This window comes from Pseudomonas sp. BCRC 81390 (assembly GCF_030341915.1).
GTDB lineage: Bacteria > Pseudomonadota > Gammaproteobacteria > Pseudomonadales > Pseudomonadaceae > Aquipseudomonas.
The window spans coordinates 170,689-192,007 of sequence record NZ_JATAAG010000025.1 but is presented as its reverse complement, the minus strand read 5'-3'; the positions used below and the strand labels follow the sequence as shown (position 1 = coordinate 192,007).

Below are 21,319 nucleotides of genomic sequence, written 5' to 3'. Positions count from 1 at the left end.
AATCCGCTCCTGCACGCATTGCCAGGAGCGGATTCACTCGCGATGAGGCCAGCACCGGCCTCAGCAATCAGGCTTGCCGGCGGTGAATTTCTTCGCCGGGTTGACCGCCGCCTTGAACTCGCGCAGTGCCTTGGAACCCACCAGCAGCGGGTAGTTGAAGCTGCTGCGGTCCACCAGGTTCACTTCCACGGTACGCTTCACGTCACCCAGGCACAGCTCCAGGTCCACCACCGGGCGCTTGGAGATTTCCGGCCCGTCGCCTTCCTCTTCCTCGTCAGCACGCCCCTTGATCTTGCTGATGCGCGAAACCTTGTGCTCGTACACCTTGCCGTCCGAGTCCTTGGTCGCCAGGCGGAAACGCACCCACTCGTCGCCATCGCGGGTGAACAGTTCGATGTCCTTGGCCGACAGCGACGCGGTGAAGGCACCGGTGTCCATCTTGGCTTTCAGGGTTTCGCCCAGCTCGGGCAGGGCAATATTCTCGTAACGGCCATAGACGGTAGGCTCGGCGGCCATCACCGGCAGGGCCAACAGCGACAACATGGCAAACAGATATTTCACGGGCAGGCTTCCTTGAGAAGTGTCAGTGCTTAGACTGCACTGGCAGGATAGGTTCGCTGTCACAAGCCTAACCAACATAATGTGAAACATTTGTCTCAGCCGTCGGGCACTGGAAATTTGGCGTAGGCCACCGCCCTGCTTATCATTGCCAACCGTTTTCATCCCACAACAAGAGTCTCCTTATGCGTCGCCTGCTGACCGGCATCCTCACCACTACCTTGCTGCTGCTCAACACCCTGGTGCTGATCGGCCCGCTGCTGGTCTTCGCCCTGCTCAAACTGGTACTGCCGGGCCGGGGGCGTGACTACGCTTCGTGGGCGGTAATGTGGGTAGCCGAAACCTGGTCTGAGGTCGACAAGGCCATCTTCGCCTTGTGCATCCCTACACAATGGGACATACGTGGCGTCGAGAACCTGCGCAGGGACACGTCCTACCTGGCCGTCAGCAACCATCAGACCTGGGTCGACATCCCGGCGCTCATCGAAAGCCTCAACCGCCGCACACCGTTCTTCAAGTTCTTCCTGAAAAAGGAGCTGATCTGGGTGCCGCTGCTGGGCCTGGCCTGGTGGGGCCTGGATTACCCGTTCATGAAGCGCTACAGCAAGGCGTTTCTGGAAAAGCACCCGGAACTCAAGGGCAAGGACCTGGAAATCACCAAGGCGGCCTGCGAACTGTTCAAGCGCCAGCCGGTGACCGTGGTCAACTACCTCGAAGGCACCCGCTTCAGCGAGGCCAAGCGCGTGGAGCAGCAATCGCCGTATCGCCACCTGCTCAAGCCCAAGGCCGGCGGCGTGGCCTTCGTGTTGGCGGCCTTGGGCGAGCAGCTGGATGCGTTGCTGGACGTGACCATCGTCTACCCCGGCAACCAGGCACCAGGGTTCTGGGCATTGCTCAATGGCAGCATCAGCCGGGTGATCATCGACATTCGCGTGCGCGAACTGGACCCGGCGCTGTGGGCAGGCGACTACGAGAACGATGCTGAATTCCGCCAGACCGTGCAGGGCTGGGTGAACCGATTGTGGGTAGAGAAGGACCAGCGGATCGAGCAACTTCGGGCCGAAATGGCCTGACCTGCACTGGCCGCAGCGTCGGCAAGCCAGCTCTCACAGTACAGCGTCAGGCTCGAATGCCGTGATAAACCCTGTGGGAGCCGGCCTTAGCACCAGCACGGGTGCGACAGGATCATCAGACCGAAGGTCGGGCCAATGGCGCCGGGCTGGTCCACAAGCTGCCCAGATTCTGCAGCAACGACCCGGCAATACCCTGTTGCCCAAGGTACTGGAGGAGCAGCGGGGCGAACTGGCCGATCATGCCGGTATCCATGCCCAACGCCTTGAACGCAGCGTCCAGGTCGGTGCGGTTCTGCACATCGTTGCCCAGCGCCTTGTCCAAGGCAGACTGGCTATCCTTGTCATTGCCCAGCAACTGCCCCAACCCACTCAGCCCACCCAGCAGATTGGCGCCCGACAGCAGGTCGAGGCCAGGCACGGCCTTGGTCAGTTGGCCGTATTCGTCGCTGCTGAGGTTGTTGCGCGCCAGCCCCAGCATGGCCCCTGCGCCACCCACCGCCTGTTCCGGGGTGATGTTCAGCTGGCTGCCCAGGATGTTGAGCAGGTTGGCCTGCGCCGCCGGTGCCTGCACCTGGCCTTGCTGGCCCTGTTGCTGCATGGCGGCCACGGCATTGGCCGCATCGCTGAGGTTGTAGGCGAACACCGGGCTTGCAGCCAGGGTCATCAGGGTAGCCAGCGTGAATGCTTTCATCGGGAGGGACCTCGGCGGCCGGGATGGCCTGGAAACGAGGCATTGGACTGAAGCCAGACAAGTTTGTTCCAGGCCGGTGATCGGCCCGCTTGGGCTGACTCGAAGCACAACGCCCCCGGGCGGGGGCGTTGCTCCAGCAGGTTAAGCTGCGCCCCACATCTTGTGCGGGTCGATCACGAATTTCTTCGGCACGCCGGCATCGAACTCGCCATAGCCTTCTGGCGCCTGGTCGAGGTTGATGACCTGCACGCCCACCACTTCGGCAATGTTGATACGGTCCCACATGATCGCCTGCATCAGCTGGCGGTTGTACTTCATGGTCGGGGTCTGGCCGGTGTGGAAGCTGTGCGATTTCGCCCAGCCCAGGCCGAAGCGAATGCTCAGCGCGCCGATCTTGGCAGCGGCATCCACCGCACCCGGGTCTTCGGTCACGTACAGGCCCGGGATACCGATGTTGCCGGCAACACGGGTTACCTGCATCAGCGAGTTCAGCACGGTGGCCGGCGCTTCATGCTTGGCCCCTTCGTGGCCGTGGCCACGGGCCTCGAAGCCAACGGCGTCAACGGCGCAGTCCACTTCCGGCTCGCCGAGAATGTCGACGATCTGTTCGTGCAGTGGGGTGTCCTTGGACAAGTCGACCACTTCGAAGCCCTGCGACTTGGCGTGGGCCAGGCGGGCCGGGTTGAGGTCGCCAACGATGACACAGGCCGCGCCAAGCAGGCGAGCGGAAGCAGCAGCTGCCAGGCCAACCGGGCCAGCACCAGCCACGTAGACAGTGCTACCTGGGCCAACGCCAGCAGTTACCGCACCGTGGTAGCCGGTTGGCAGGATGTCGGACAGGCAGGTCAGGTCACGGATCTTCTCCATGGCCTTGTCGCGATCCGGCAGTTTCAGCAGGTTGAAATCGGCATACGGCACCAGCACGTATTCGGCCTGGCCACCGGTCCAGTCGCCCATGTCGACGTAGCCGTAGGCACCACCGGCGCGGGCCGGGTTGACGGTGAGGCAGACACCGGTGTGCATTTCCTTGCAGGAGCGGCAGCGGCCGCAGGCAACGTTGAACGGTACCGACACCAGGTCACCGATTTTCAGGCGTTCGACATCACGCCCCATCTCGACGATTTCACCGGTGATTTCATGGCCCAGGACCAGGCCGACCTGGGCAGTGGTGCGACCGCGGACCATGTGCTGGTCGGAGCCGCAGATGTTGGTGGAGACCACCTTCAGGATCACGCCGTGCTCGATCTTGTTGCCGCGTGGGTCCTGCATTTTCGGGTAGTCGATCTTCTGCACCTCGACCTTGCCGGCGCCGAGATATACCACTCCACGATTGCCAGACATGCTCTTACCTCGCTTGATTTGTATTTATGCAGCGGTGGTTGAACGCGCCGCCATCCGTGGGCGGCATGTGTTTCTGGAATGCAGGGAATTGTGGGCCTGATAGGGCGACTTGCACTGACTGGAAGCGACAGGGAGATGCCATTTAACGGCAGGGGAAATTGTGTTGGTCCATTCGCGGGCAAGCCCGCTCCCACAGGAAGAATGCCAGCTGTGAAGGCCGCATATAACCTGTGGGAGCGGGCTTGCCCGCGAATGGCCGCTGCAGGTTGTTAGAGAACGACCGTCCGGTTGGCGTTGAGGAATACTCGCCGCTCGATGTGATAGCCCACCGCCCGCGCCAGGGTCAGGCACTCGATGTCGCGCCCCTTGGCAATCAGGTCTTCCGGGTAATGGCTGTGGTCCACCACCTCCACGCCCTGGGCGATGATCGGCCCTTCGTCCAGGTCGTTGTTGATGTAGTGCGCCGTGGCGCCGACCATTTTCACACCCTTGTTGTATGCCTGGTGATAGGGCTTGGCGCCCTTGAAGCCGGGCAACAGCGAGTGGTGGATGTTGATTGCCCAGCCGTCCAGGCGCCGGCACAGCTCCGGCGACAGCACCTGCATGTAGCGGGCAAGCACCACCAGCTCGGCGCCAGTTTCCTCGATCACCTGGATCACCTTGCGCTCTTGCGCCGGCTTGTCCTTGGGGTCCAGGGCGAAGTGGTAGTAAGGGATCTTGTGCCAGTGCGCCAACGGTTCGAGGTCAGGATGGTTGGACACCACCGCGACCACATCCATGGCCAGCTGGCCGATGCGCTGGCGATACAGCAGGTCATTGAGGCAGTGGTCAGCCTTCGACACCATGATCACCACCTTGGGGCGGTGGTTGGGTGCGGTCAGCTCGAAGGCCATGCCGAAGGCATCACTGCGCTCGGCGAGGCCGGCACGGAAGCCTGCCTCGTCGAAATCGTCCGGCTGGCGAAACTCCACGCGGATGAAGAAACGCCCCGACAGCCGGTCATCGAAGGAGTGGTGCTCCGTCACGTAGCAGCGCTGCTCGAAGAGGTAACGCGTCACCACGTCGACGGTACCGAGCATGCTCGGGCAGTCGGCGGTGAGAATCCAGGTATCCGGTGCCCGACTCATGTTCGCTCTCCTTAAGCTTCGATGCTCAGGCCGTACTCGGCCGAAGCGTCCTGCAGCCACAGCCACCAGTAGTCGGCGAAGCTGCGGCGAATCACCAGTTCCCAGGTGTCTTCGGCGGTGCGGCGGATCACCAGTTGCGACTTGGCGAACACGGTGCCGACCGCCTTGCCCACCGGGAAGTTGTTCGGGTGAACATCATAGCTGGTGGATTTCATCAGCACTTCGCGCACGTTCGGGCCGCGCAGTTCCAGCAGGCTCTGCCCGCCGCTGACGTTGACCACCTGGATGTGCTGGCCTTCGAGGGCTGCGCGCAGCTTTTGCTCGACGGCAAATTCCTGGCCGCCCGGGACGATCAGCAACCACTCGTCAGGGCCCATCCATTGCAGCGACATTTCGTTGTTGGCGACCACGGTCAGGGCGACTGGCAGCTCCAGGCCCAGGGCCTTGTGCACGCCGGCAGCGAACTCCGGGTCGTGGCCATCGCCACGGATGGTCAGGTGGCCGAGGAACTTGCGTTCACGCAGGGTCACGCCTGCGTTCTTGCGGCCTTTGCCAACCAGGCTGGCCAGGTCGGCGTGGTGCAGTGGCGACTGGGCCTTGGCCTCGGCGCCGGGGTTTTGCTGGAAGACGTTGATAGCGCTCATTTCTTACCTGCCTTGAATTCTGGATTCGACCACGATGCCTGCGGGAGACGGTTACCCTGTGGGAGCGGGCATGCCCGCGAATGCGATGGTGGATTCACCGCCCTCTTCGCGGGCACGCCCGCTCCCACAGAGACCTCATTCCAAACTGGGCACCAGCTGGTACCGGGGCCTTAGACGTTCTGCCGCTCACCCTTCGGATCGAAGAACACCGAAGACACGATCTCTGCCTCGATCACGCTGCCATCCGCCTGTGGCGAGTACACGCGCTCGCCCATGCGCTTGAGGCCGCCCTTGACCACGCCCATGGCGAACGAATAGCCCAGGGAGTTGGCTGCGTAGCTGGAAGTGACGTGGCCGACCATGTCCATCGGGATCGGCTGCTTTGGATCGAAGACCAGCTGGGCACCTTCCGGCAGCCACTTGGTCGGGTCGACCGGCTTCAGGCCTACCAGCTGCTTGCGGTTTTCGCGCACGCAGTCTTCGCGGTTCATGCCACGCAGGCCGATCCACGAGTACGGCTTGTTGCGGCCCACGCACCAGCTCATGTTCAGGTCGTCCGGGGTCATCGAGCCGTCAGTGTCCTGGCCAACGATGATGAAGCCCTTCTCGGCACGCAGCACGTGCATGGTCTCGGTGCCGTACGGGGTCAGGTTGTACTTCTTGCCCGCCTCGATGATCTGCTCCAGCACGCCCATGGCATAGTTGGCCTGCACGTTGACTTCGTACGACAGCTCACCGGTGAACGAGATACGGAACACCCGGGCTGGCACGCCGCCGACGTTGCCTTCCTTCCAGGTCATGAACGGGAAGGCTTCCTTGTCCATGTCGATGTCGGTCAGCTCGCTCAGCAGCTTGCGGCTGTTGGGGCCGGACAGGGTCATGGTGGCCCAGTGGTCGGTGACCGAGGTGAAGTACACCTTCAGCTCCGGCCATTCGGTCTGGTGGTACAGCTCCATCCACTGCAGCACGCGCGCAGCGCCGCCAGTGGTGGTGGTCATGATGAAGTGGTTGTCGCCGACGCAGGCGGTGACGCCGTCGTCGAAGACCATGCCATCTTCCTTGCACATCAGGCCGTAGCGGGCCTTGCCCACGTCGAGCTTGGTCCAGGCGTTGGTGTAGATGCGGTTGAGGAACTCACGCGCATCCGGGCCCTGGATGTCGATCTTGCCCAGGGTCGAGGCGTCCAGCAGGCCCACGCTGTCGCGCACGGCCTTGCATTCACGGGCAACCGCGGCATGGATGTCCTCACCGGCCTTGGGGAAGTACCAAGGGCGTTTCCACTGGCCGACATCTTCGAACTCGGCGCCGTTCTTCACGTGCCAGGCATGCAGGGCGGTGAAGCGCACGGGCTCGAACAGGTGGCCACAGTGCCGGCCCGCTACCGCGCCGAAGGTTACCGGCGTGTAGTTGGGGCGGAACATGGTGGTGCCCATTTCCGGGATGGTGATGCCCATCGAACGGGCGGCGATGGCCAGGCCGTTGATGTTGCCCAGCTTGCCCTGGTCGGTACCGAAGCCCAGCGCGGTGTAGCGTTTGACGTGCTCGACCGACTCGAAGCCTTCGCGGGTGGCCAGTTCGATGGCGGCTGCGGTTACGTCGTTCTGCTGGTCGACGAACTGCTTCGGCGCACGGGCAGTGCCCTTGTCGTGCGGCACCTGGAACAGCGCCACAGTGGCCTCTTCCTTGCGCGCCACGGTTTTCGGCAGGCTGCCGACAGTGGCCTTGAAGCCGGCTTCGGTGGCTGCGCGCACGCCGCCTTCGAAACCATCGGCAATTGCGTCACCCAGGGGGTACACACCGTTGATACCGCCGACACATTCACGCTTCTGCGGCGCATCACCCGGTACGAAGCCGAGGATGTCTTCGCGCCAGATCGGACGACCGCCCAGGTGCGAAGCCAGGTGCACGACCGGGCTGTAGCCGCCGGAGGTGGCGATCAGGTCGCAGTCCAGGGTTTCGCCAGGGCTGGTGACCTTGTGCGCCTGTACGTCGATGGCGGCCACGCGAGCGCCGGTGACATGCTTGCTGCCCTTGGCCTCGATCACGGCGCTGGAGGTGAGAATGCGGATGCCCTTGGCACGTGCTTCTTCAACCAGCGAACCACGCGGGTTGTGGCGGGCGTCGGCGATGGCGACCACTTGCAGGCCGGCGTCGTGCCAGTCCAGCGCGGCGCGGTAGGCGTGGTCGTTGTTGGTCGACAGCACCAGCTTGCGGCCCGGGGCCACGCCGTAACGGCGCACGTAGGTGGATACGGCACCGGCCAGCATGTTGCCCGGCACGTCGTTGTTGCCGTACACCAGCGGGCGCTCGTGGGCGCCGGTGGCCAGCACCACGCGCTTGGCGCGGACGCGGTGCACGCGGTGGCGCACCTGGCCGATCGGGGCACGGTCGCCGAGGTGGTCGGTGAGGCGCTCGTGGATGGTCAGGAAGTTATGGTCGTGGTAGCCATTGACCGTGGCACGTGGCAGCAGGGTCACTTCCGGCAGGCTTTCCAGCTCTTTGACCACGGCGTTGACCCAGTCGGTGGCAGGCTTGCCGTCGAGGGTTTCGCGGGTGTCGAGCAGGCTGCCGCCGAACTCTTCCTGCTCGTCAGCCAGGATCACCCGCGCACCGCTGCGCGCCGCAGCCAGGGCCGCAGCCAGGCCAGCAGGGCCGGCACCGACGATCAGCACGTCGCAGTGCTGGTTCATATAATCGTAGCTGTCCGGGTCGTTCTGCAGCGGCGCGCGGCCAAGGCCGGCGGCTTTGCGGATGTACTTCTCGTAAGTCATCCAGAACGATTTCGGGTACATGAAGGTTTTGTAGTAGAAGCCCGGCGGCATCATGCTGCCACCGACCTTGCCGAGGATGCCCATGACGTCGTTGTTGACGTTCGGCCAGCCGTTGGTGCTGGTGGCGACCAGGCCTGCGTACAGTGCCTGTTGGGTGGCACGCACGTTAGGGATCTGGGTGGCTTCGCTGGAGCCGATCTGCAGGATGGCATTCGGCTCTTCGGTACCGGCGGCGATGATGCCGCGTGGGCGCGAATACTTGAAGCTGCGGCCAACGATGTCGACGCCGTTGGCCAACAATGCGGCGGCAAGGGTGTCGCCGGCATAACCCTGGTAGGTCTTGCCGTTGAAGCTGAAGTTAAGGACCTTGCTGCGGTCGATACGGCCGCCGCTGGCGAGGCGATAGGTCTGGCTCATACTTTTTCCCCTTGGCCTTTGACGGTCGACGCGGCGCTGCTTGGCTTGCCGCTGGCGGTCACTTGCGGCTTCTCGCCAATCTTGTAGGTTTCCAGAATTTCGTAGGTCACGGTGTCGCGGGTGACGTTGAAGTACTGGCGGCAGCCGGCAACGTGGTCCCACAGTTCATGGTGAATACCGCGCGGGTTGTCACGGTAGAACATGTAGGTACCCCACTCCTCGTCGGAGCAGGCGTTGGGGTCCAGCGGGCGGGCGATGTGCGCCTGGCCAGAGGCGTGGAACTCTTCTTCGGAGCGCAGCTCGCCGCAGTGGGGACAGAAAATATGCAACATGACGGTGTCTCCGGTTAGTGGGCGACGGCGGCAGCGCCGTGTTCGTCGATCAGTGCGCCGCTGTAGAAACGGTCCATGGAGAACGGCGCGGCCAGTGGGTGCATTTCGCCCTTGGCCAGGCTCGCGGCGAAGACGTTGCCCGAACCCGGGGTCGCCTTGAAGCCGCCGGTACCCCAACCGCAGTTGAAGAACAGGTTCTTGACCGGGGTCTTGGTGATGATCGGGCAGGCGTCCGGCGAGGTATCGACGATGCCGCCCCACTGGCGGTTCATGCGAACGCGCGAGAGGTTGGGGAACATTTCGACGATGGCCTGCAGGGTGTGCTCGATCACCGGGTACGAACCGCGCTGGCCGTAGCCGACCCAGCCGTCGATGCCGGCACCGATCACCAGGTCGCCCTTGTCCGACTGGCTGATGTAGCCGTGTACGGCGTTGGACATGATCACGCTGTCGATGATCGGCTTGATTGGCTCGGATACCAGCGCCTGCAGCGGGTGCGATTCCAGCGGCAGGCGGAAGCCGGCGAGCTTGGCCATGTGCCCGGAGTTACCGGCGGTGACCACGCCCACGCGCTTGGCGCCGATGAAGCCTTTGTTGGTTTCCACACCGATGACCGCGCCGTTTTCCTTGCGGAAACCGGTCACTTCGGTCTGCTGGATCAGGTCCACGCCCAAGGCGTCGGCAGCACGGGCGAAGCCCCAGGCCACGGCGTCGTGACGGGCCACGCCGCCACGGCGCTGTACGGTGGCGCCAAGGATCGGGTAACGGGTGTTCTTCGAGCAGTCCAGGTACGGGATCTCGGCCGCGACCTGGGCAGTGTTCAGCAGCTCGCCATCCACGCCATTCAGGCGGTTGGCGGAAACGCGGCGCTCGGAGTCACGCATGTCCTGCAGGGTGTGGCACAGGTTGTAGACGCCACGCTGGGAGAACATCACGTTGTAGTTGAGGTCCTGGGACAGACCCTCCCACAGCTTCATGGCGTGCTCGTACAGGTGCGCCGACTCGTCCCACAGGTAGTTGGAACGCACGATGGTGGTGTTACGGGCGGTGTTGCCGCCGCCCAGGTAACCCTTCTCGATCACGGCAACGTTGGTGATGCCGTGCTCTTTGGCCAGGTAGTAGGCCGTGGCCAGGCCATGCCCGCCACCGCCGACGATAACCACGTCGTAGACCTTTTTAGGGGTTGGCGTGCGCCACATGCGCTGCCAGTTCTCGTGGTGGCTGAGGGAGTGCTTGAAAAGGCCGAAGCCCGAGTAACGTTGCATGGTGTGTGGCTCCACTCAGCGGTAAACAGGGAAATCTGCGCACAGCGCCGCGACGTTCTTCGCCACATCGGCTTCGACGTCAGCGTCACCGAGGTTGTCGAGGATGTCGCAGATCCAGCCGGCCAGGGCCACGCACTGGGCGACCTTGAAGCCGCGGGTGGTGACGGCCGGGGTGCCGATACGCAGGCCCGAAGTGACGAACGGCGACTGCGGGTCGTTCGGCACGGCGTTCTTGTTGACGGTGATGTGCGCACGGCCCAGGGCGGCGTCGGCGTCTTTGCCGGTGAGGCCCTGGCGAATCAGGCTGACCAGGAACAGGTGGTTGTCGGTACCACCGGAGACCACGTCATAGCCACGGTCGATGAACACCTGGGCCATGGCCTGGGCGTTTTCGATCACTTGTTTCTGGTAGGCCTTGAATTCTGCCTCCAGCGCTTCCTTGAAGCACACGGCCTTGGCGGCGATCACGTGCATCAGCGGGCCGCCCTGGGCGCCCGGGAATACTGCGGCGTTGAGCTTTTTCTCGATCTCTTCGTTCGACTTGGCCAGGATCAGGCCGCCACGCGGGCCGCGCAGGGTCTTGTGGGTGGTGGTAGTGACCACATCGGCGAACGGGATCGGGTTCGGGTACAGGCCAGCAGCGACCAGGCCGGCAACGTGGGCCATGTCGACGAACAGCAGCGCCCCGACCTTGTCGGCGATGGCGCGGAAGCGTGGGAAATCGAGGGTCTTGGAGTAGGCCGAGAAGCCGGCAACGATCATTTTCGGCTTGTGCTCGACCGCCAGGCGCTCGACTTCGTCGTAGTCGATCAGGCCGGTGTTGGTGTCGATACCATACTGCACGGCGTTGTACAGTTTGCCCGAGGACGACACCTTGGCGCCGTGGGTCAGGTGGCCGCCGTGGGCCAGGCTCATGCCGAGAATGGTGTCACCAGGCTGCAGCAGGGCCAGGTAGACCGCGCTGTTGGCCGACGAGCCGGAGTGCGGCTGCACGTTGGCGTAATCGGCGCCGAACAGCTGCTTGGCGCGCTCGATGGCCAGGGCCTCGACCTTGTCCACGTGCTCGCAGCCACCGTAGTAGCGCTTGCCCGGGTAGCCTTCGGCGTACTTGTTGGTCAGGCCGCTGCCTTGGGCCTGCATCACGCGCTTGGAGGTGTAGTTCTCCGAGGCGATCAGCTCGATGTGGTCTTCCTGGCGCTGTTCTTCGGCATTCATCGCCGCCAGAAGTGCATCATCGTAACCCTGGATCTGGTCTTGCTTGCTGAACATCGTGTATCTCCCGGCGGCGATCATTTTTGTCGTGGGGCACTGTGGCCCTTTGTGGCGATGTTATGACTGGCCGGGGCGGCTCAGATGCCTGCGCACGCCTTGCAATGGCGCGTTTACGACATTCGTTGCGGTGCTGGCTTGTTCGCGGGCACGGACAATACAGCCATCAGCCCATGCACAGCTTGTATAGGCAACCGCCGAATCGATGGTTTAGAGTGCTGTTCTGCGTCGTTCACAGGACAGTGTCATGACAGATAAGAGCCAACAATTCGCCAGCGACAACTATTCCGGTATCTGCCCCGAAGCCTGGGCGGCGATGGAAAAGGCCAACCACGGTCACGACCGCGCCTACGGCGACGATCAGTGGACCGAGCGCGCCGCCGAATACTTCCGCAACCTGTTCGAAACCGACTGCGAAGTGTTCTTCGCCTTCAACGGCACGGCCGCCAACTCCCTGGCCCTGGCCTCGCTGTGCCAGAGCTACCACAGCGTCATCTGCTCCGAGACCGCCCACGTCGAGACCGACGAATGCGGTGCCCCGGAATTCTTCTCCAACGGCTCCAAGCTGCTGACCGCAGCCAGCGTCCACGGCAAGCTGACCCCGCAATCGATCCGTGACGTGGCATTGAAGCGGCAGGACATCCACTACCCCAAGCCACGCGTGGTGACCATTACCCAGGCCACCGAGGTAGGCACGGTGTACCGCCCCGACGAGCTGCGGGCGATCAGTGCCACCTGCAAGGAGCTGGGCCTGAACCTGCACATGGACGGCGCGCGCTTTTCCAACGCCTGCTCGTTCCTGGGCTGCAGCCCGGCCGAGCTGACCTGGAAGGCCGGCGTCGATGTGCTGTGCTTTGGCGGCACCAAGAACGGCATGGCGGTGGGTGAAGCGATCCTGTTCTTCAACCGCCAGCTGGCCGAGGACTTCGATTACCGCTGCAAGCAGGCCGGCCAGCTGGCGTCGAAGATGCGCTTCCTGTCGGCGCCATGGGTGGGCCTGCTGGAAGACGGCGCCTGGTTGCGTCACGGCGCACATGCCAACCGCTGCGCGCAGCTGCTGGCCTCGCTGGTCAGCGACCTGCCTGGGGTGGAGCTGATGTTCCCGGTGGAGGCCAACGGGGTGTTCCTGCAGATGCCGGAGCATGCGATCGAAGCGCTGCGTAGCAGAGGCTGGCGGTTCTACACCTTCATTGGCAGTGGTGGGGCGCGCTTCATGTGCTCGTGGGATACCGAGGAAGAGCGGGTGCGCGAGTTGGCTGCGGATATCCGTAGCATCATCACCGCCTGACAGGCCGTATTCGCGGGCACGCCCGCTCCCACAGGGAGCGCCTGACGAACCTGTGGGAGCGGGCAAGCCCGTGAAGAAGCAAACGCCGATCTAGAGCCTGAACCCGCCCATCTGCCGCGCCAGGTCATCGGCCAGCCCACGCAATGCCCGGCACTCCTCGCGACAGCCCTGCACCTCTGCCGCCGTCTCCCGCGCCAGGTCGGAAATCCCCTGCACCGTGCGGTTGATTTCCTCGGTCACCGCCGACTGCTCTTCGGTCGCCGTCGCGACCTGATGGTTCATGTCGCTGATGTGCTCGACCCGGTCGGTAATGGCGCCCAGCGATGCGCCTGTGCGCTGGCTCGACTCGACTCCGCTACCGGTGGCCTGCTGCCCCGCCTGCATCGAACTCACCGCCACGCCCGCACCCTGCTTCAGGCGCTGAATCATCTGCTGCACTTCATCGGTAGACAGCTGCGTACGCCGCGCCAAGGTGCGCACTTCATCGGCCACCACGGCAAACCCGCGCCCCATCTCCCCTGCCCGTGCGGCCTCGATGGCAGCATTCAGCGCCAGCAGGTTGGTCTGCTCGGAAATGCTGCGGATTACCGCCAAAACCTCATCGATCGAGGCGACTTCACCGGCCAACTGGCCCACAGCCTCGGCCGCCTTGCCGATATCGCCCGACATGCCCTCGATGCCCTGGACCGAGCGCCGTACCACTTCGCGCGCCTGCACCGCTTCGTCACGCGCCGCCTGCGAGGCCTGGGCCGCATCGCCAGCATTACGGGCGATGTCCTGCACGGTCAGGCCCATCTCGTGTACGGCGGTAGCGACCATTTCGGTCATTTCCTGCTGGCGCCCGGAACGTTCGGCGGTGTTGTCCACTACCAGGGTCACCTGTTCCACCGCCCGATGCAAACGCTCGGAGGTCTGCAGCACTTCACCGATCAGCCGCCGCTGGCTGTCGAGGAAGCGGTTGAAACCGCGGGCCAGATCACCCAGTTCGTCCAGGCGTGAATCGTCCAGGCGGTGGCTGAGATCACCCGCGCCACTGCCGATCTGCACCAGCGCAGCCGTGACGCGGCGGATCGGCCGCACCAAGCCGCGGGCCAACAGCACCACCAGCAGCAGCGAGGCCAGCGCCACGGCGCCACCGATCAGGCTGGTCAGCCACACCGCCTGGTGCATTTGCGCGTAGATCTGCTGCTCTGGCACTTCGGCTACCAAGGTCCAGTTCAGGTCGCGCAAGGGCAGGCCGAGCGCCAGGTAGCTTTCGCCGTCACGGCTGAAGCGGCTGCTGCGCAGCGCCTGCGGCCCATTCATCACCGCCTTGGCAGCGTCCGCGCCTAGCTGCTCGGCCAGCTGGCGCTTGCCGCTGAAGGCGTTGTCCGGGTGCACCTGGATCAAGCCATCGTTACGCACCAGAAACACCTTGCCGTGTTCGCCAAAGCTGAAGTCGTGGATCAACTTCGACAGTTCGGTCATGCGTAGGCCCATGCCGGCCACGCCAACCAGCTGGCCATGCTTTTCCACACGGTAGTCGATGAACAGGGCCAGCTCGCCCGTTGCTCCATCGATGTCGATATTGATGAACCGCTCGGCACCACTGTCGATGTAGCCATAGAACCACTTGTCCTTCGGGTTGCTGCGGCTGAGCGTGCGGTCCAGGCCATTCTCGTTGTAGTAATGGCCGGTCTCGGTGGAGACGAACAAAGCCGTGAACGCCTGGTTGCGCTGTTTGGCGGCGGTGAGGTATTCGACGAATTGCGGAGCCTGCGCGGGGTTTTCGCCGGCGGCAAGCCAGTCGCGTAGCAGCGTGTTGCCGGCGATGTCTGCCGCCGCTACCAGCGGCTGGCCGAGCATGCGCTCGATGTCGTTGCGGATGGCTTCGATGCTGGCCGGCAGGGCACTGCCCACCAGGTAGCGTTCAGTAAGGCGATTGAGCGCCACGCTGAAAATGATGACAACGACCAGAATACTCACCAGCAGGGCAGCGCCCATGCTGGTGATCAATTGCCACTGGATGCTTTTACGCCAGATACGCATGCCCCTGCTCCCCGCATAATTATTGTTTTGCGGAAAGTGTATACACTTGCGTATTCAGTTAATCCAGTAATCTAGAACAACGGCACAGCTCCCACAGGGATTTCGGCATCAGCCCGTCATTGCTCGGCAATAGTCCGGACGATGGTGTCCACGGTGGCGTCTATCTGCGCCTGGGTACGCTCCAGCGTCTTGCGGTGCTCGTCCTGCAGTTCGATCTGTCGCGAACACAGGTTCAACGCGGCCAGCACCAGCAATTTGTCACCGATCAGGGTCGGGTACTGACGCTTGGTCTGGGCCAGGGCGGTGTTGAGCATTTGCACGGCCTGGGCCAGGGTTGCTTCCTGGCCTTCAGGCGCCTTGATCGAATAATCGTTGCCGAGGATCGACACGACATTGATTGGCTGAGCCCGTAGTGTCATGCGCCGACAACGCCAGCATTGGCGCGCTCGACCAGCGCTTGCAGGCGCGCGGCGGTGCTGCCGTGCTTCTCTTCCTGTTCCATCAGCGACAGCTGCAAGGTCTCGTTTTCTTCCTTGGCCTGGGCCAGTTCCTGGTTGAGGGCGCTGTTCTGCTCGGTGAGTTGGGCGTTCTTCTGCAGCAGGTCGTTGACCAGTTGCTCGATTTGATTCAGGGAAGCTTCCAGCATGGGTCTATCTCAGGTTGTTGCGGGGGGCGCACACGATAAAGAAAAGTGCCGCCCGTCGCCATTAAATATCGGATTCACAACGTGTCGAACCCGCAGATTGACAGGGTAACCAGCCCCTTGTTCCGACCTGGGTCAACCGCCGGTCAGGAACGTCCGGGCCAGCTCGGAATTTTGCCGGGGCGCACTCAAGACTGACCGGTCACGACCGATACTCAAAGAGACACATTCTGTCGCACTGGGTGCCTCTCCTTCACTTCCCTGGATCTGCCCTCCATGTCATTACGCAACATCAATATTGCCCCACGCGCACTGCTGGGCTTTGCGCTTATCGGCCTGCTGATGCTCGGCCTCGGTATTTTCTCCCTGATGCAGATGGGCAACATCCGCCAGGCCGGCCTGGCCATCGAACAGGTCAGCGTACCCGCCATCAAGACCCTGGATGAGCTCAACGCCCTGAACCTGCGGATGCGCAGCCTCGCCTACCGCCTGCTGGTGAACCGCGAACCGCAAGGCCAACAGGACATCCTCAAGCTGATGGACCAGCGCAACCAGGAGATCGACCGCGCGCGCCAGACGTACCTGCCGCTGATCACGGCCGCCGACGAGCAGGCCGCATACGATCAGTACGTGCAGTTGCTCAACCAGTACCGCCAGCTGGAGGCACGCATGCGTAGCCTGAGCCAGGCCGGCCGCCTCGATGAACTGAGGGAGGTTCTCAACCGTGACGTGATCGCCACCTCCGAACAGATCAACAAGATCATGGAGACCCTGGTGCGCATCAATACCGAGCAGACCCGTGACACCAACGCGAAAGCCGCCAGCCAGTACGACGCGGCTTTCTCGCTGGTGATCGGCCTGCTGGTCGCCGCCACCGTGCTGACGTTTGCCTGCGCCATGCTGCTGACCCGCAGCATCACCAAGCCGATCGACGAGGCGCTCAGATGCGCCGAACAGATCGCCGACGGCGACCTGACCCACGTCATCCATGCCGAGGGTACCGATGAAGCTGCCCGCCTGCTGCGCGCCATGGCCCGCATGCAGGACAAGCTGCGCGATACCTTGCAGCTGATTGCCGGCTCGGCGACTCAACTGGCCTCGGCTGCCGAGGAGCTGAACGCCGTCACCGACGAAAGCGCCCGCGGCCTGCAGCAGCAGAACAACGAAATTGAACAGGCCGCCACGGCGGTGACCGAGATGACCAGTGCCGTCGAAGAGGTGGCGCGCAATGCAGTCAGCACCTCGGAAGCCTCCAGCGAAGCCAGCCGTTCGGCGGGCGATGGCCGCGACCTGGTCATGGAAACCGTGGGTGCCATCGAGCGCATGAGCGGTGACGTGCAAGCCACCGCCAAGCTGGTCACCCACCTGGCCGAACAGTCGCGTGATATCGGCAAGGTGCTGGATGTGATCCGCGGCCTGGCAGACCAGACCAACCTGCTGGCGCTCAACGCGGCGATCGAGGCGGCCCGTGCCGGCGAGGCAGGCCGTGGTTTTGCCGTGGTCGCCGATGAAGTACGGGCGCTGGCCCACCGTACCCAGCAGTCGACCAGCGAGATCGAGCGGATGATCGGCAGCATTCAGGGCGGTACCGAGGAGGCCGTGAATTCGATGCGCACCAGCACCGAGCGTGCCGAATCGACCCTGAATATCGCCCGTGGCGCAGGCTTGGCGCTGGATACCATTGCCGGGGCGGTGGCGCAGATCAACGAGCGTAACCTGGTGATTGCCAGCGCTGCGGAAGAGCAGGCGCAGGTGGCGCGGGAAGTGGACCGCAACCTGGTGAATATCAACGACCTGTCGGTGCAGAGCGCTACGGGCGCGAATCAGACCAGTGCGGCGAGTGCTGAATTGTCGCGACTGGCTGTGGACTTGAATGGGCTGGTGGCTCGTTTCCGGACTTGAGATTGCTGGGGCCGCTTTGCGGCCCATTCGCGGGGCAAGCCCGCTCCTACAGTGGATAGTGTTGGCAGTTCAACTTGAATAGGGCTGGCAGTTCAAATTGAATAGTGTTGCCAGTTCAACTTGTGGGAGCGGGCTTGCCCCGCGAAGAGGCCGGCACTGCCACCCAACATCCCGCAACCATTCCCCACCCCGCACTGAGCCCAGCTGACCTAGTGTGTTCCCTGAATCTTCAAAGGGAGCAACACATGGACCGTGCCCATTCCCACCTGCTGCGCCGTGGCCGTTTCTCACAGCCAGGCGGGCTCTACCTGCTGACCACCGTCACTTACGAACGCAAACGGATCTTCACCGACTTCCAGCTCGCTCGCAGTGTGATCCACCAACTGAGGCAAACCGAGCTCGATGGACTCTGCCGCTCCCTGGCCTGGGTAGTCATGCCAGACCATGTCCATTGGTTGATCGAGTTACGAAGTGGCACGTTGTGCTGCTTGATGCGCAGGTTCAAGTCGCGCAGCACTCATGCGCTTTATAAAGTCGGCATGCCGCGCAGGCGGCTATGGCAGCCAGGCTTCCACGACCATGCCTTGCGCCGTGAGGAGAGTGTTGTGCAGGTGGCCAGGTATATCGTTGCCAACCCCATGAGAGCGGGGTTGGTTCGCCGTGTTGGCGATTATCCGCATTGGGATGCTGTGTGGATTTGATGGCCTTTTCGCGGGGCAAGCCCGCTCCTACAGGTTTCACCGCTGGCCTGAAGTAGCACAGAACCTGTGGGAGCGGGCTTGCCCCGCGAAGAGGCCCTAAGATCAGTAATCGATCCGTACATCCCCTTTCGGCACACTGCAGCACGACAGGATGTAGCCCTCGGCTTCGTCCTCTTCGGTAATGCCGCCGTTGTGCTCCATCTCGACTTCACCACCCAGCTTGAGCACCTTGCAGGTGCCGCAGATGCCCATGCCGCAGGCTTTCGGGATCATCAGGCCAACTTTGGCTGCCGCTGCGTGCACGGTCTCGCCCGGGGCGATGCGGATACTCTTGTCGCTGCCAATGAACTCCACCAGGTTGAGGTCGGCGGCATCCAGTTCCGGCGCATCGGCAGCCTGTTCGGCATGCTCCACCGCGTCCGCCTTGGCTTCCGGCGGCGTGGCACCGAACGACTCCTCGTGGTAGTTCTTCATGTCGAAGCCCACCGCTTCGAGCATGCGCTTGACCGCGCTCATGTACGGTGTCGGGCCGCAGCAGAACACCACGCGCTCCATGTAGTCCGGCGCAATCAGCTCCATCAGGCGCTGGTTCAGGTAGCCGCGGTAACCCGCCCACGGCTCACCCAGGCCATGCTTTTCGCAAATGATGTGCAGGCTGAAGTTGGGGATGCGCGAGGCCATCTGCTCCAGCTCGCGATGGTAGATGATGTCCTTCGGCGAACGGGCACTGTGCACGAACACCATGTCGACATTGCCGTTGGTGTCGTAGAACCAGCGGGCCATCGACATCACCGGCGTGATACCGACACCGCCCGAAAGGTACAGCACCTTCGGCGCCGGGAAATCGATGGCGTTGAACAGGCCCACCGGGCCATGCACGGGCAGTTCGGCGCCTTCGTGCATGGTGTCGTGAAGGAAGTTGGACACCAGGCCGCCCGGTACGCGCTTGACCGTGATCGAGAAGCTGTAGGGCACCGAAGGCGAGCTGGAGATGGTGTAGGAGCGCATCACCGGCTTGCCTTCGATCTCCAGCTCCAGGGTGACGAACTGCCCGGGCTTGAAGAAGAACATGATCGGCTGGTCGGCCATGAAGCAGAAGGTGCGCACGTCCCAGGTCTCCTGGATGACCTTGACGCAGCGCACGATGTGGCGGCCGTTGGCCCAGGTCTGGGTGGTGACCGGATTGAGGAAGGTATCGGACATGTTCATCTCCAGCAGCCGACTATTGGCTTTTTATGGCTTGGATAATGCGCAAGCTGAACACGACGTACATTCCTGCCAGCGACATCGGCGTGCTTATCGCGACCAGCCCCGCACCACAAGGGCTGCGGAGTCGTAATTCAATTCGGCCATGTCGCCCATGGATACGGTTCACGACGTCTTCGGACGCACACTCCACGGCAAAACAACCGCTGTTTCTTGATAAGCAGCCTTGCGGCACCACAACAACGATTAGCCACCTTTTGCCGGCCGCACACGGCCCCGAGGAATACACGATGGACGTCACCGCAACCCTGAGCCTGGGCGATCCACTGGAACCTGCACGCAAGGCAACCGCCGAAATGCTGCAGACCCGCGAGCGCACCTTCTCGCTGCCGCAGCCGTTCTACAACGACGAGCGTCTGTTCCAGATCGACATGCAGGAGATCTTCCACAAGGAGTGGCTGATCGCCGGCATGACCTGCGAGATCCCGGCCAAGGGCAACTACATCACCCTGCAGATCGGCAAGAACCCGATCATCGTGGTGCGTGGTGCCGAAGGCAAGGTGCATGCCTTCCACAACGTCTGCCGTCACCGCGGCTCGCGCCTGTGCGTCAGCGACAAGGGCAAGGTGGCCAAGCTGGTCTGCCCGTACCACCAGTGGACCTACGAGCTGGACGGCCGCCTGCTGTTCGCCGGTACCGAAATGGGCGCCGACTTCGACATGAACCAGTACGGCCTGAAGCCGGTGAATGTGAAAGTCGCCGGCGGCTACATCTTTATCAGCCTGGCGGAAAACCCGCCTGCCATCGACGAGTTCCTGGCCACCCTGGACCACTACATGGAACCGTACGACATGGAAAACACCAAGGTGGCGGTGCAAACCACCTTGATGGAAAAGGCCAACTGGAAGCTGGTGCTGGAAAACAACCGCGAGTGCTACCACTGCAACGGTTCGCACCCGGAGCTGCTGCAAACCCTGCTGGAATGGGACGACACCAACGACCCGCGCGCCAGCCAGGAATTCAAGGACCACGTGGCCGCCTCGGCCGCCGCCTGGGAAGCCGAGAAGATCCCGTACCTGCACAAGAGCCACGGCCTGCGTAACCGCATCGTGCGCATGCCGCTGCTCAAGGGCACCGTGTCGATGACCATGGACGGCAAGCAGGCCTGCCAGAAACTGATGGGCCGCATCAAGAACCCGGACCTGGGCTCGATGCGCATCCTGCACCTGCCACACTCGTGGAACCACTGCATGGGCGACCACATGATCGTGTTCACCGTGTGGCCGATCAGCGCCCAGGAAACCATGGTCACCACCAAGTGGCTGGTGCACAAGGATGCCGTGGAGGGTGTCGATTACGACCCGGAGCGCATGCGCAAGGTGTGGGACGCCACCAACGACCAGGACCGCCGCCTGGCCGAAGAGAACCAGCGCGGGATCAACTCCACCGCATACCAGCCAGGCCCTTACTCGAAGACCTACGAGTTTGGCGTGGTCAACTTCATCGACTGGTACAGCCAGCGCCTGCTCAACAACCTGGGGGCTGAGCCGGCACCTTACCTGAAGGAAGTGCAGGCACAGTAAGCCCACCCCCCGCCACTGAACGAAGTTTGGTGGCGGGGTTGTTCCCACCTCCCCTCCCGCACCTGAAAACGCGTTTCACCCCCCTCCCTCGTAGCACCCGCCACAGCGAATGGCTGATCAGTATTTGACCAACTCGCTCAACCCCGCATGCACATTCGGATGCAGCGGTGTTCGTACACCTTATCCACAGAGCCACCAACAGAGTTTGTGGGCAACCACGCACGGCATTCGCAACGGAACTGTGGATAAGCGCTGCAAGGCCCTGATTATCAAGTCCGGAAGGATGGAAAGTGAGGTTTGATCATTTTTTGAACAAATCTGTCAACGCCCCTGAATACGCGGCTCGCAGCCGATACCGAACATATTATCCACAGAGGGGCTCACAGCGATTGTGGGCAAAAACAGGTAGATGCTGATGTGCCAGGCAAGCAAGCGCCCTGACAGAGGCTGACTGTTTTTTGATCAAACCTATGGAGGCCG

18 protein-coding genes and 2 pseudogenes are annotated in these 21,319 nt (G+C 62.9%); 6 read left to right on the top strand and 14 right to left on the bottom strand.

Annotated elements, in window-relative coordinates; genetic code table 11:
- Positions 1-60 precede the first annotated feature (60 nt).
- The gene (rloA2, locus tag QSV36_RS11695) at positions 61-561 is read right to left on the bottom strand and encodes a retropepsin-like aspartic peptidase RloA2 (protein WP_289131712.1); all 501 of its coding nucleotides are present in this window, start codon (positions 559-561) and stop codon (positions 61-63) included.
- A 182-nt stretch (positions 562-743) separates the two neighbouring features.
- Between rloA2 and yihG the strand changes: the two genes are divergently transcribed.
- The gene (yihG, locus tag QSV36_RS11690; RefSeq protein WP_289131711.1) at positions 744-1,631 is read left to right on the top strand and encodes a 1-acylglycerol-3-phosphate O-acyltransferase, YihG family; all 888 of its coding nucleotides are present in this window, start codon (positions 744-746) and stop codon (positions 1,629-1,631) included.
- 115 nt (positions 1,632-1,746) lie between these two features.
- Here the strand turns inward: yihG and QSV36_RS11685 are convergent, their stop codons facing one another.
- From QSV36_RS11685 to QSV36_RS11650, 8 genes are all read right to left on the bottom strand, one after another.
- A complete protein-coding gene (locus QSV36_RS11685) occupies positions 1,747-2,322 on the bottom strand; it encodes a DUF2780 domain-containing protein (protein ID WP_289131710.1) in 576 nt (191 codons plus the stop codon).
- 141 nt (positions 2,323-2,463) lie between these two features.
- The gene (fdhA, locus tag QSV36_RS11680) at positions 2,464-3,663 is read right to left on the bottom strand and encodes a formaldehyde dehydrogenase, glutathione-independent (RefSeq protein WP_051095434.1); all 1,200 of its coding nucleotides are present in this window, start codon (positions 3,661-3,663) and stop codon (positions 2,464-2,466) included.
- A gap of 269 nt (positions 3,664-3,932) precedes the next feature.
- Positions 3,933-4,790 carry a formyltetrahydrofolate deformylase gene (gene purU, locus QSV36_RS11675; RefSeq protein ID WP_198757337.1) on the bottom strand — a complete coding sequence of 286 codons (858 nt, stop codon included), beginning with the start codon at positions 4,788-4,790 and terminating at the stop codon, positions 3,933-3,935.
- A gap of 11 nt (positions 4,791-4,801) precedes the next feature.
- Positions 4,802-5,434, bottom strand: a complete 633-nt coding sequence (locus QSV36_RS11670) for a sarcosine oxidase subunit gamma (RefSeq protein ID WP_013970521.1) — start codon at positions 5,432-5,434, stop codon at positions 4,802-4,804.
- A 170-nt stretch (positions 5,435-5,604) separates the two neighbouring features.
- Positions 5,605-8,622, bottom strand: coding sequence for a sarcosine oxidase subunit alpha (locus QSV36_RS11665; protein ID WP_170027882.1), 3,018 nt, complete (start codon positions 8,620-8,622; stop codon positions 5,605-5,607).
- Complete coding sequence (locus QSV36_RS11660) at positions 8,619-8,954, bottom strand: sarcosine oxidase subunit delta (protein ID WP_289131709.1); 336 nt, start codon at positions 8,952-8,954, stop codon at positions 8,619-8,621. The genes QSV36_RS11665 and QSV36_RS11660 overlap by 4 nt, the downstream gene beginning before the upstream one ends.
- 14 nt (positions 8,955-8,968) lie before the next feature.
- Positions 8,969-10,219, bottom strand: a complete 1,251-nt coding sequence (locus QSV36_RS11655) for a sarcosine oxidase subunit beta family protein (protein WP_289131708.1) — start codon at positions 10,217-10,219, stop codon at positions 8,969-8,971.
- A 15-nt stretch (positions 10,220-10,234) separates the two neighbouring features.
- Positions 10,235-11,488 carry a serine hydroxymethyltransferase gene (locus QSV36_RS11650; RefSeq protein WP_289131707.1) on the bottom strand — a complete coding sequence of 418 codons (1,254 nt, stop codon included), beginning with the start codon at positions 11,486-11,488 and terminating at the stop codon, positions 10,235-10,237.
- A gap of 247 nt (positions 11,489-11,735) precedes the next feature.
- Here QSV36_RS11650 and QSV36_RS11645 point away from each other — a divergent pair, with 247 nt between their 5' ends.
- The gene (locus tag QSV36_RS11645) at positions 11,736-12,776 is read left to right on the top strand and encodes a threonine aldolase family protein (protein WP_289131706.1); all 1,041 of its coding nucleotides are present in this window, start codon (positions 11,736-11,738) and stop codon (positions 12,774-12,776) included.
- A gap of 90 nt (positions 12,777-12,866) precedes the next feature.
- Here QSV36_RS11645 and QSV36_RS26070 read toward each other — a convergent pair whose 3' ends face one another.
- The 4 genes and pseudogenes from QSV36_RS26070 to QSV36_RS11630 all read right to left on the bottom strand — a co-directional run bounded on the left by QSV36_RS26070 (position 12,867) and on the right by QSV36_RS11630 (position 15,450).
- Positions 12,867-13,571 carry a methyl-accepting chemotaxis protein gene (locus QSV36_RS26070; RefSeq protein WP_502945669.1) on the bottom strand — a complete coding sequence of 235 codons (705 nt, stop codon included), beginning with the start codon at positions 13,569-13,571 and terminating at the stop codon, positions 12,867-12,869.
- Positions 13,572-13,730: 159 nt separating this feature from the next.
- Positions 13,731-14,759: pseudogene (locus QSV36_RS26065) on the bottom strand (HAMP domain-containing protein); the annotation flags it as partial.
- A 161-nt stretch (positions 14,760-14,920) separates the two neighbouring features.
- Positions 14,921-15,223, bottom strand: a complete 303-nt coding sequence (locus tag QSV36_RS11635) for a cell division protein ZapA (protein ID WP_170027875.1) — start codon at positions 15,221-15,223, stop codon at positions 14,921-14,923.
- The gene (locus QSV36_RS11630; protein WP_289131704.1) at positions 15,220-15,450 is read right to left on the bottom strand and encodes a hypothetical protein; all 231 of its coding nucleotides are present in this window, start codon (positions 15,448-15,450) and stop codon (positions 15,220-15,222) included. The genes QSV36_RS11635 and QSV36_RS11630 overlap by 4 nt, the downstream gene beginning before the upstream one ends.
- Positions 15,451-15,723: 273 nt before the next feature.
- Between QSV36_RS11630 and QSV36_RS26060 the strand changes: the two are divergent.
- The 3 genes and pseudogenes from QSV36_RS26060 to QSV36_RS11620 form a co-directional block, all read left to right on the top strand.
- A pseudogene (locus QSV36_RS26060) lies at positions 15,724-16,494 on the top strand (MCP four helix bundle domain-containing protein); the annotation flags it as partial.
- The gene (locus QSV36_RS26055) at positions 16,477-17,349 is read left to right on the top strand and encodes a methyl-accepting chemotaxis protein (protein WP_406822187.1); all 873 of its coding nucleotides are present in this window, start codon (positions 16,477-16,479) and stop codon (positions 17,347-17,349) included. The pseudogene QSV36_RS26060 and the gene QSV36_RS26055, both read left to right, overlap by 18 nt.
- 245 nt (positions 17,350-17,594) lie before the next feature.
- Positions 17,595-18,050 carry an REP-associated tyrosine transposase gene (locus tag QSV36_RS11620; RefSeq protein WP_289131702.1) on the top strand — a complete coding sequence of 152 codons (456 nt, stop codon included), beginning with the start codon at positions 17,595-17,597 and terminating at the stop codon, positions 18,048-18,050.
- A 102-nt stretch (positions 18,051-18,152) separates the two neighbouring features.
- Here QSV36_RS11620 and gbcB read toward each other — a convergent pair whose 3' ends face one another.
- Positions 18,153-19,253: a glycine betaine monooxygenase reductase subunit gene (gene gbcB / locus QSV36_RS11615; protein ID WP_289131701.1), complete on the bottom strand. Its 1,101-nt coding sequence runs from the start codon at positions 19,251-19,253 to the stop codon at positions 18,153-18,155.
- 293 nt (positions 19,254-19,546) lie between these two features.
- On the opposite strand from gbcB, the gene gbca reads away from it, so the two are divergent.
- Positions 19,547-20,839 (top strand): glycine betaine monooxygenase oxygenase subunit, encoded by a 1,293-nt coding sequence (gene gbca / locus QSV36_RS11610; RefSeq protein ID WP_170027871.1) that lies wholly within the window; start codon positions 19,547-19,549, stop codon positions 20,837-20,839.
- Positions 20,840-21,319 lie beyond the last annotated feature (480 nt).

Coding starts and splice junctions, on each gene's coding strand:
- purU (WP_198757337.1), bottom strand. CDS start 4,790: ATGAGTCGGGCACCGGATACCTGGATTCTCACCGCCGACTGCCCGAGC.
- QSV36_RS11660 (WP_289131709.1), bottom strand. CDS start 8,954: ATGTTGCATATTTTCTGTCCCCACTGCGGCGAGCTGCGCTCCGAAGAA.
- yihG (WP_289131711.1), top strand. CDS start 744: ATGCGTCGCCTGCTGACCGGCATCCTCACCACTACCTTGCTGCTGCTC.
- QSV36_RS11635 (WP_170027875.1), bottom strand. CDS start 15,223: ATGACACTACGGGCTCAGCCAATCAATGTCGTGTCGATCCTCGGCAAC.
- QSV36_RS11650 (WP_289131707.1), bottom strand. CDS start 11,488: ATGTTCAGCAAGCAAGACCAGATCCAGGGTTACGATGATGCACTTCTG.
- gbca (WP_170027871.1), top strand. CDS start 19,547: ATGGACGTCACCGCAACCCTGAGCCTGGGCGATCCACTGGAACCTGCA.
- QSV36_RS11630 (WP_289131704.1), bottom strand. CDS start 15,450: ATGCTGGAAGCTTCCCTGAATCAAATCGAGCAACTGGTCAACGACCTG.
- QSV36_RS11620 (WP_289131702.1), top strand. CDS start 17,595: ATGGACCGTGCCCATTCCCACCTGCTGCGCCGTGGCCGTTTCTCACAG.
- QSV36_RS11655 (WP_289131708.1), bottom strand. CDS start 10,219: ATGCAACGTTACTCGGGCTTCGGCCTTTTCAAGCACTCCCTCAGCCAC.
- QSV36_RS11670 (WP_013970521.1), bottom strand. CDS start 5,434: ATGAGCGCTATCAACGTCTTCCAGCAAAACCCCGGCGCCGAGGCCAAG.
- QSV36_RS11645 (WP_289131706.1), top strand. CDS start 11,736: ATGACAGATAAGAGCCAACAATTCGCCAGCGACAACTATTCCGGTATC.
- QSV36_RS26070 (WP_502945669.1), bottom strand. CDS start 13,571: ATGGGCCTGACCGTGCAGGACATCGCCCGTAATGCTGGCGATGCGGCC.
- QSV36_RS26055 (WP_406822187.1), top strand. CDS start 16,477: ATGGCCCGCATGCAGGACAAGCTGCGCGATACCTTGCAGCTGATTGCC.
- QSV36_RS11685 (WP_289131710.1), bottom strand. CDS start 2,322: ATGAAAGCATTCACGCTGGCTACCCTGATGACCCTGGCTGCAAGCCCG.
- QSV36_RS11665 (WP_170027882.1), bottom strand. CDS start 8,622: ATGAGCCAGACCTATCGCCTCGCCAGCGGCGGCCGTATCGACCGCAGC.
- fdhA (WP_051095434.1), bottom strand. CDS start 3,663: ATGTCTGGCAATCGTGGAGTGGTATATCTCGGCGCCGGCAAGGTCGAG.
- gbcB (WP_289131701.1), bottom strand. CDS start 19,253: ATGTCCGATACCTTCCTCAATCCGGTCACCACCCAGACCTGGGCCAAC.